The sequence below is a fragment of the Aeromicrobium sp. genome (assembly GCF_025965075.1).
In the GTDB taxonomy this organism is placed as follows: domain Bacteria; phylum Actinomycetota; class Actinomycetes; order Propionibacteriales; family Nocardioidaceae; genus Aeromicrobium.
The window spans coordinates 1-5,641 of record NZ_JAOPXQ010000212.1 but is presented as its reverse complement, the minus strand read 5'-3'; the positions used below and the strand labels follow the sequence as shown (position 1 = coordinate 5,641).

Annotated in this window: 8 protein-coding genes; 5 read left to right on the top strand and 3 right to left on the bottom strand. The window is 71.2% G+C overall.

Annotated features, from left to right (window positions below):
- On the bottom strand, positions 1 to 263 hold a 263-nt coding region (locus JWQ91_RS12850; RefSeq protein WP_297784695.1), incomplete at its 3' end, for a DAK2 domain-containing protein.
- A gap of 158 nt (positions 264 to 421) precedes the next feature.
- Here JWQ91_RS12850 and rpmB point away from each other — a divergent pair.
- Positions 422 to 607, top strand: a complete 186-nt coding sequence (gene rpmB / locus JWQ91_RS12845; protein WP_108577479.1) for a 50S ribosomal protein L28 — start codon at positions 422 to 424, stop codon at positions 605 to 607.
- Positions 608 to 650: 43 nt separating this feature from the next.
- Complete coding sequence (locus tag JWQ91_RS12840; protein WP_297784689.1) at positions 651 to 2,069, top strand: amidase; 1,419 nt, start codon at positions 651 to 653, stop codon at positions 2,067 to 2,069.
- 7 nt (positions 2,070 to 2,076) lie between these two features.
- Here the strand turns inward: JWQ91_RS12840 and JWQ91_RS12835 are convergent, their stop codons facing one another.
- Entirely contained in the window at positions 2,077 to 3,030 is a 954-nt protein-coding gene (locus tag JWQ91_RS12835; protein WP_297784687.1) for a thiamine-phosphate kinase, read from the bottom strand.
- An 84-nt stretch (positions 3,031 to 3,114) separates the two neighbouring features.
- On the opposite strand from JWQ91_RS12835, the gene JWQ91_RS12830 reads away from it, so the two are divergent.
- Both JWQ91_RS12830 and JWQ91_RS12825 read left to right on the top strand, forming a co-directional pair.
- The gene (locus tag JWQ91_RS12830; RefSeq protein ID WP_297784685.1) at positions 3,115 to 3,351 is read left to right on the top strand and encodes an Lrp/AsnC ligand binding domain-containing protein; all 237 of its coding nucleotides are present in this window, start codon (positions 3,115 to 3,117) and stop codon (positions 3,349 to 3,351) included.
- A gap of 13 nt (positions 3,352 to 3,364) precedes the next feature.
- Positions 3,365 to 3,817, top strand: a complete 453-nt coding sequence (locus tag JWQ91_RS12825) for a DUF3515 domain-containing protein (RefSeq protein WP_297784683.1) — start codon at positions 3,365 to 3,367, stop codon at positions 3,815 to 3,817.
- Between the two features lie 10 nt (positions 3,818 to 3,827).
- Here JWQ91_RS12825 and JWQ91_RS12820 read toward each other — a convergent pair whose 3' ends face one another.
- Positions 3,828 to 4,898, bottom strand: a complete 1,071-nt coding sequence (locus JWQ91_RS12820; protein WP_297784680.1) for a D-alanine--D-alanine ligase family protein — start codon at positions 4,896 to 4,898, stop codon at positions 3,828 to 3,830.
- 36 nt (positions 4,899 to 4,934) lie between these two features.
- On the opposite strand from JWQ91_RS12820, the gene JWQ91_RS12815 reads away from it, so the two are divergent.
- Positions 4,935 to 5,641 (top strand): PLP-dependent transferase (locus JWQ91_RS12815; protein ID WP_297784677.1); only part of this gene is annotated, 707 nt, incomplete at its 3' end.

The following is a 5,641-nucleotide window of genomic DNA, read 5'->3' as shown; positions in this document are numbered from 1 at the left end:
AGGATCACGCCGGTGTTGCCCTTGGCCCCCGTGAGCAGCCCCACGACGTACGCCCTGACGACCGCCTCGAACGGCTCCTCGGCACCCAGCGGCTCGACGGCGTCGGCTCCCGCCATCAGCGTGAGATAGGCGTTGGTCCCGGTGTCGCTGTCCGGCACGGGGAAGACGTTGAGCGCGTCGATCTCGGCCCGCGCGGCCGACAGGGCCGCGGCGCACAGCTGCGTCCAGTCGCGGAACGCCGCCGCGTTGAGGGTGAGGCCCATGGGCCGAGGCTATCGGTCGGGTCCCCCGGTTCGACGGACCCGATGGGCTGATTCGCGTCGGCGCGGGGTCGTCGGCTATTCTTGAGCGGTTGTCAACGGACCATTCGGTCCGCGGACGCCCCCTTTTTCGTGAAGTCTCAAGTTTTCAGGAGTTCGCCATGGCTGCGGTCTGTGATGTGTGTGCCAAGGGACCTGGTTTCGGCCACAACGTCTCCCACTCGCACCGACGCACGAAGCGTCGCTTCGATCCCAACATCCAGCGCGTGCGCGCCGTCATCAACGGCACCCCGCAGCGCGTCAACGTCTGCACCTCGTGCCTGAAGGCCGGCAAGGTCTCGCGCTAGCAATCTGGTGGTCGATTCCCTGAATTGACCCTAGAGTCATCTCGTGACCAACGAGATGACGACCCGTGTCCACGCCTTTGGCGACGACGCACTCGGCGACCTCGACTCTGTCGGGGTCGCCGCTGCTGTTGCTGCCGGCGACATCAGCGCCCGCGAGGCCGCCGAGGCCGCGATCGCACGCGCCGAGCTCGTCAACCCCTCGCTCAACGCGATCCAGCGCCCCGACTTCGAGCGCGCGCTCACCGCCAGCGACACCCCGTCGACCGGGCTGCTGGCCGGCGTCCCGACGTTCGTCAAGGACAACACCGACGTCGCGGGCCTCCCCTCGGACCAGGGCTCACTCGCCGTCAAGGCGCGGCCGGCCGCGTCCCACGCCCCGTTCATCGAGCAGCTCCTGTCGGCCGGGTTCACGGTGCTGGGCAAGTCGACGATGCCCGAGTTCGGCTTCAACGCGTCGACCGAGTACGAGACGCTGCCGCCCACCCGCAACCCGTGGCACACCGGCTACTCCGCCGGCGCCTCCTCCGGCGGCGCCGCGGCGCTCGTGGCGTCAGGCGTCGTGCCGATCGCGCACGCCAACGACGGCGGCGGGTCGATCCGCATCCCCGCGGCCGCCTGCGGCCTGGTCGGGCTCAAGCCGACCCGGGGTCGGGTCGTCGCCGCGGCCGAGGCGGCCAAGCTGCCGGTCGACATCGTCTCGAACGGGGTCGTGACGCGCACCGTCCGCGACACCGCGACGTTCCTCGCGGCCACCCAGGCGTACCGCCCGGCGGTCGGCCTGCCCGCGTTGGGGCTCGTCGAGGGCGGCGCGGACCGGCGGCTGCGGATCGGGCTGATCCTCGACTCCGTGACCGGCATCCCCACCGACGAGGACACCCGCAAGGCGGTCCTGGCGGTCTCGGACCTGCTGACGGCGCTCGGTCACGACGTCGTCGAGGTCGAGCTGCCGGTCGACCGGCGGTTCATGGAGGACTTCAAGCACTACTGGGGCATGCTCGCGTTCTCGACCCAGCACTTCGGCCGCCGGGTCATGAGCCCGGACTTCGACAAGACGCTGACCGATCCGCTGACCCGCGGGCTCGCCCGCCGCTTCGTGCGGCAGGCCTGGCGGACACCGGCGGCGATCCGCGGGCTCAAGCGGTCCGAGCAGCGCTACCGCGCGGCGTTCGAGGACGTCGACCTCGTCCTGTCGCCCACCCTCGGCTACGCGACCCCCGAGCTGGGGCACCTGTCCCCCGCGGTCGACTTCCCGGTCATGTTCGACCGGCTCGTGCAGTACGCCGCGTTCACGCCGCTCAACAACGCGTCCGGCGGACCGGCGATCTCGCTGCCGCTGGGACGCTCGTCGGTGGACATGCCGATCGGGGTCCACTTCTCGGCCGATCACGGCGACGAGCAGACCCTGCTCGAGATCGCGTACGAGCTCGAGGCCGCCCAGCCGTTCGCCCGCATCCAGGGCTGAGGCGCGCTCAGCGGAAGTGCTGGTGGCCGGCCGTCTCGTACGTCGTGCCGTCGACCGTCACGCCGCTGCCGTCGGCGACGGTGCCGATCCGGGTCCAGCCCTGCGGCAGGACCGTCTCGGAGCTGAACGTGGCCACCAGGGCGTAGTCATCACCGCCGTTGAGCACGAACCGGAGCGGGTCGGTGCCGAGCGCCTCGCCGACCGTCGCGACCGGCGGCGCGATGACGAACGCCGTGGAGTCCAGGTCGATCGCGACCGAGCTGGCGTCCGCGATGTGCCCCAGGTCGGCGACCAGCCCGTCGCTGACGTCGGTCATCGACGTCGCCCCGGCACTGGCGGCCTGCGGCCCCGCGGCGTACGGCGGGTGCGGGGCGCGGTGCGCCTCGACCGCCAGCTTGGGTGAGCGGAAGCCGCGGCTCAGCGTCGCGAAGCCCGCGGCGGCGAGCCCGAGCTGTCCGGCGTATGCGACGACGTCGCCGGGCATCGCGCCCGATCGCAGGACCGGCCGGGCCGCGTCCCCCAACGCGGTCACGGCGATGATGATCTTGTCCGACGCCGTGACGTCTCCCCCGACGATGTGCGCGCCGACGTGGGCGCACTCGGCCTCGAAGCCGCGGATCATCTCCAGCGCCCAGGACGCCGGCAGGTCGGCGGGCGCACCGAAGCCCACCGTCAGCGCGGTCGCGACGCCGCCCATCGCGTTGATGTCCGACAAGTTGCAGGCGGCGGCCTTGCGGCCGATGTCCTCGGGGCCCGACCAGTCGCGGCGGAAGTGCCGTCCCTCGACCAGCAGGTCGGTCGTGACGAGGTAGGTCCCGTCGTTGCTCGAGATGTGGGCGGCGTCGTCACCGGGGCCCAGCAGGACGTGCCGGTTGTGCCCGATCTGGGCGCGGACCTGGTCGATCAAGCCGAACTCGCCGAGGTCGCCGATCGTGGGGCCGCCAGCGGCATTCGTCGTCATGGGTCCATCTTCTCGCAGGCACGTCCCGTCCCGCGCGCGACATCCGGTAGCGTGGCACAGTCCCGCATAACGAAGGAGCACCCGATGGCCGTGCAGGCATACATCCTCGTCCAGACCGAGGTCGGCAAGGCAGCCGATGTCGCCTTGGCGATCGGGGCCATCGACGGCGTCACGCTCGCCGAGGACGTCACCGGACCGTACGACGTCATCGTCCGGGCCGAGGGCCCCAGCATGGACGAGCTCGGCTCGCTCGTCGTCTCGAGCATCCAGGTCGTCCCCGGGATCACCCGCACGCTGACCTGCCCGATCGTCCGCATCTAGCCAGCCGCCAGGCGTGAGGAGACTCCTTCTCGCCGCGCTCCCGCTGCTCCTGGTGGCGGGCTGCAGTCGCGGCCTCGACGTCGACGCGTACCCGACCGAGCCCGGCACCCGGGTCGACTGCAAGGCGTTGTTCGCCGACACGCCGCGGGAGGTCGCGGGCGAGGACTCGATCCTCGTCGCCGACGACAATGCCATCGCGTGGGGCTCGCCGCCGATCATCCTGCGCTGCGGCATGGAGCAGCCGGCCACCCTGACGGCGACCTCGCAGTGCTTCCTGGTCGACGGGGTCGACTGGTTCGCCGAGACCACGGCCGACGGCTACCTGTTCACGACGATCGGCCGCCGGCACTACGTCAGCGTCGAGGTGCCGAAGGAGTACGACCCGGCGGCCGACGCGCTGGCCGACCTCGCCGACGCGGTCCAGAAGCATGATCCGTCGGTCAAGCCCTGCGGGGAGTCCGGCTAGCGCGGCCCGTTCAGCGCAGTCCGGTGTCGCGCTGGAGGGCGAGCTGGATCAGCCGCTCGACGAGCTCGGGATAGGCCACCCCGCTCGCCTCCCACAGCAGCGGGAACATCGAGAACGGCGTGAAGCCCGGGAGCGTGTTGATCTCGTTGATCACGAGGCCGTCGTCGGTGTGGAAGAAGTCGACCCGGGCCAGGCCCTCGCAGCCGACGGCCTCGAAGGCCTGCACGGCGTACGTCCGGATGCGCTCGCTGAGCGTCACCGGGATGTCGGCCGGGACGACGTTGAGGCTCGTGCCGTCGAGGTACTTCGCCTCGAAGTCGTAGAACTCGTGCGACGACTCCTCCGCCACGGTGATCTCGCCGACGACGCTCGCGACGGGCTTGCCGTCAGGCCCCTGCATGACGGCGCACTCGAGCTCGCGCTTGCCGCGGGCGGCGGACTCGACGATGACCTTGGGATCGAAGTCGCGGGCCCGGGTGACGGCGACGTCGAGCTCGTCCCACGTGTCGACCATCATGACGCCGGAGCTCGACCCGGCGCGGGCGGGCTTGACGAAGACCGGCAGCCCGAGGGCACGGATGCGGGCCTCGACGCGTTCGCGGTCCTGCTTCCACTCCCACGGACGGATCGTGACGTAGGGGATCTGCGGCAGGCCCGCGGCGGAGAACACCGTCTTGGTGAAGGGCTTGTCCATGCTGACGGCGCTCGCGAGCACGCCGGCGCCGACGTAGCGGACGTCGGCCATCTCGAGCAGCCCCTGGATCGTGCCGTCCTCGCCCCACGGGCCGTGCAGCAGCGGGAAGACCGCGTCCAGCTCGTGCAGCCCCTCCCACGCGAACGGGGGCATGTCGTCGCGCACCGAGGGCAGTGTGCCGGGCTCGAGCTCGCCCCACTGGGCGGTCTCCTCGACCCACGCGCCGTCACGCGTGATGCCGATGAGGCGGATGTCGTAGCGGTCGGCATCGATCGCGGCCAGGACCTCGCGGGCCGTGAGGCAGGAGACCCCGTGCTCGCTGGAACGGCCGCCAAAAATGACTCCGAGACGTGTTCTGCCGACTGAGGTGTCCACCGAGAGGCTCATTGCCCTGCACGATACCCGTCAAGGCATGATGGGTTCATGCATGGACACGATCTTTCGCCCTCGACCCTCGCGGTCGGCGCCGGACGACCGGACCGGGTCCCCGGGGGACCGCTGAACGCGCCGATCACGCTCGCGAGCGCGCTCGTGCCCGGCGGGACCTCGGAGTACGGCCGGCACGGCAATCCCACGTGGGACTCCTTCGAGACGGTGCTCGGCGCCCTCGAGGGGGGCCGGGCCCTGGCCTTCGCCTCGGGCATCGCGGCGACCACCGCGCTGTTCGACCTCGTCCCGTTGCACGCCGCCGTCGTCGCCCCACGCCACGCCTACTACGGCACCGTCGCCCAGCTCGTGGAGCGGGACCGACGGGGCCAGATCGAGCTGCGTCTCGTCGACATCGACGACACCCAGCAGGTCATCGACGCCTGCCGGGGTGCCGCGCTGCTGTGGATCGAGTCGCCGACCAACCCGGCCCTCGAGATCGCCGACATCGAGACGATCGCCCGCGCCGCGACCGCCGCCGGTGCGGCCGTCGCGGTCGACAACACGTTCGCCACTCCCCTGCGCCAGCGGCCGCTCGACCTCGGCGCGGACTTCGTCGTCCACTCGGCGTCCAAGCTGCTGTCGGGCCACGGCGACGTCATCCTCGGCGCGATCGTCACCGACGACGAGCGGGCGTACTCGGCCCTGGAGAAGCGACGCACGATGCTCGGCGCGATCCCCGGCGCCCTGGAGACGTTCCTCGC

Excerpts from the sequence above, each read along its gene's own strand:
- rpmB (WP_108577479.1), top strand. The coding sequence starts at position 422 with ATGGCTGCGGTCTGTGATGTGTGTGCCAAGGGACCTGGTTTCGGCCAC.
- JWQ91_RS12835 (WP_297784687.1), bottom strand. The coding sequence starts at position 3,030 with ATGACGACGAATGCCGCTGGCGGCCCCACGATCGGCGACCTCGGCGAG.
- JWQ91_RS12830 (WP_297784685.1), top strand. The coding sequence starts at position 3,115 with ATGGCCGTGCAGGCATACATCCTCGTCCAGACCGAGGTCGGCAAGGCA.
- JWQ91_RS12820 (WP_297784680.1), bottom strand. The coding sequence starts at position 4,898 with ATGAGCCTCTCGGTGGACACCTCAGTCGGCAGAACACGTCTCGGAGTC.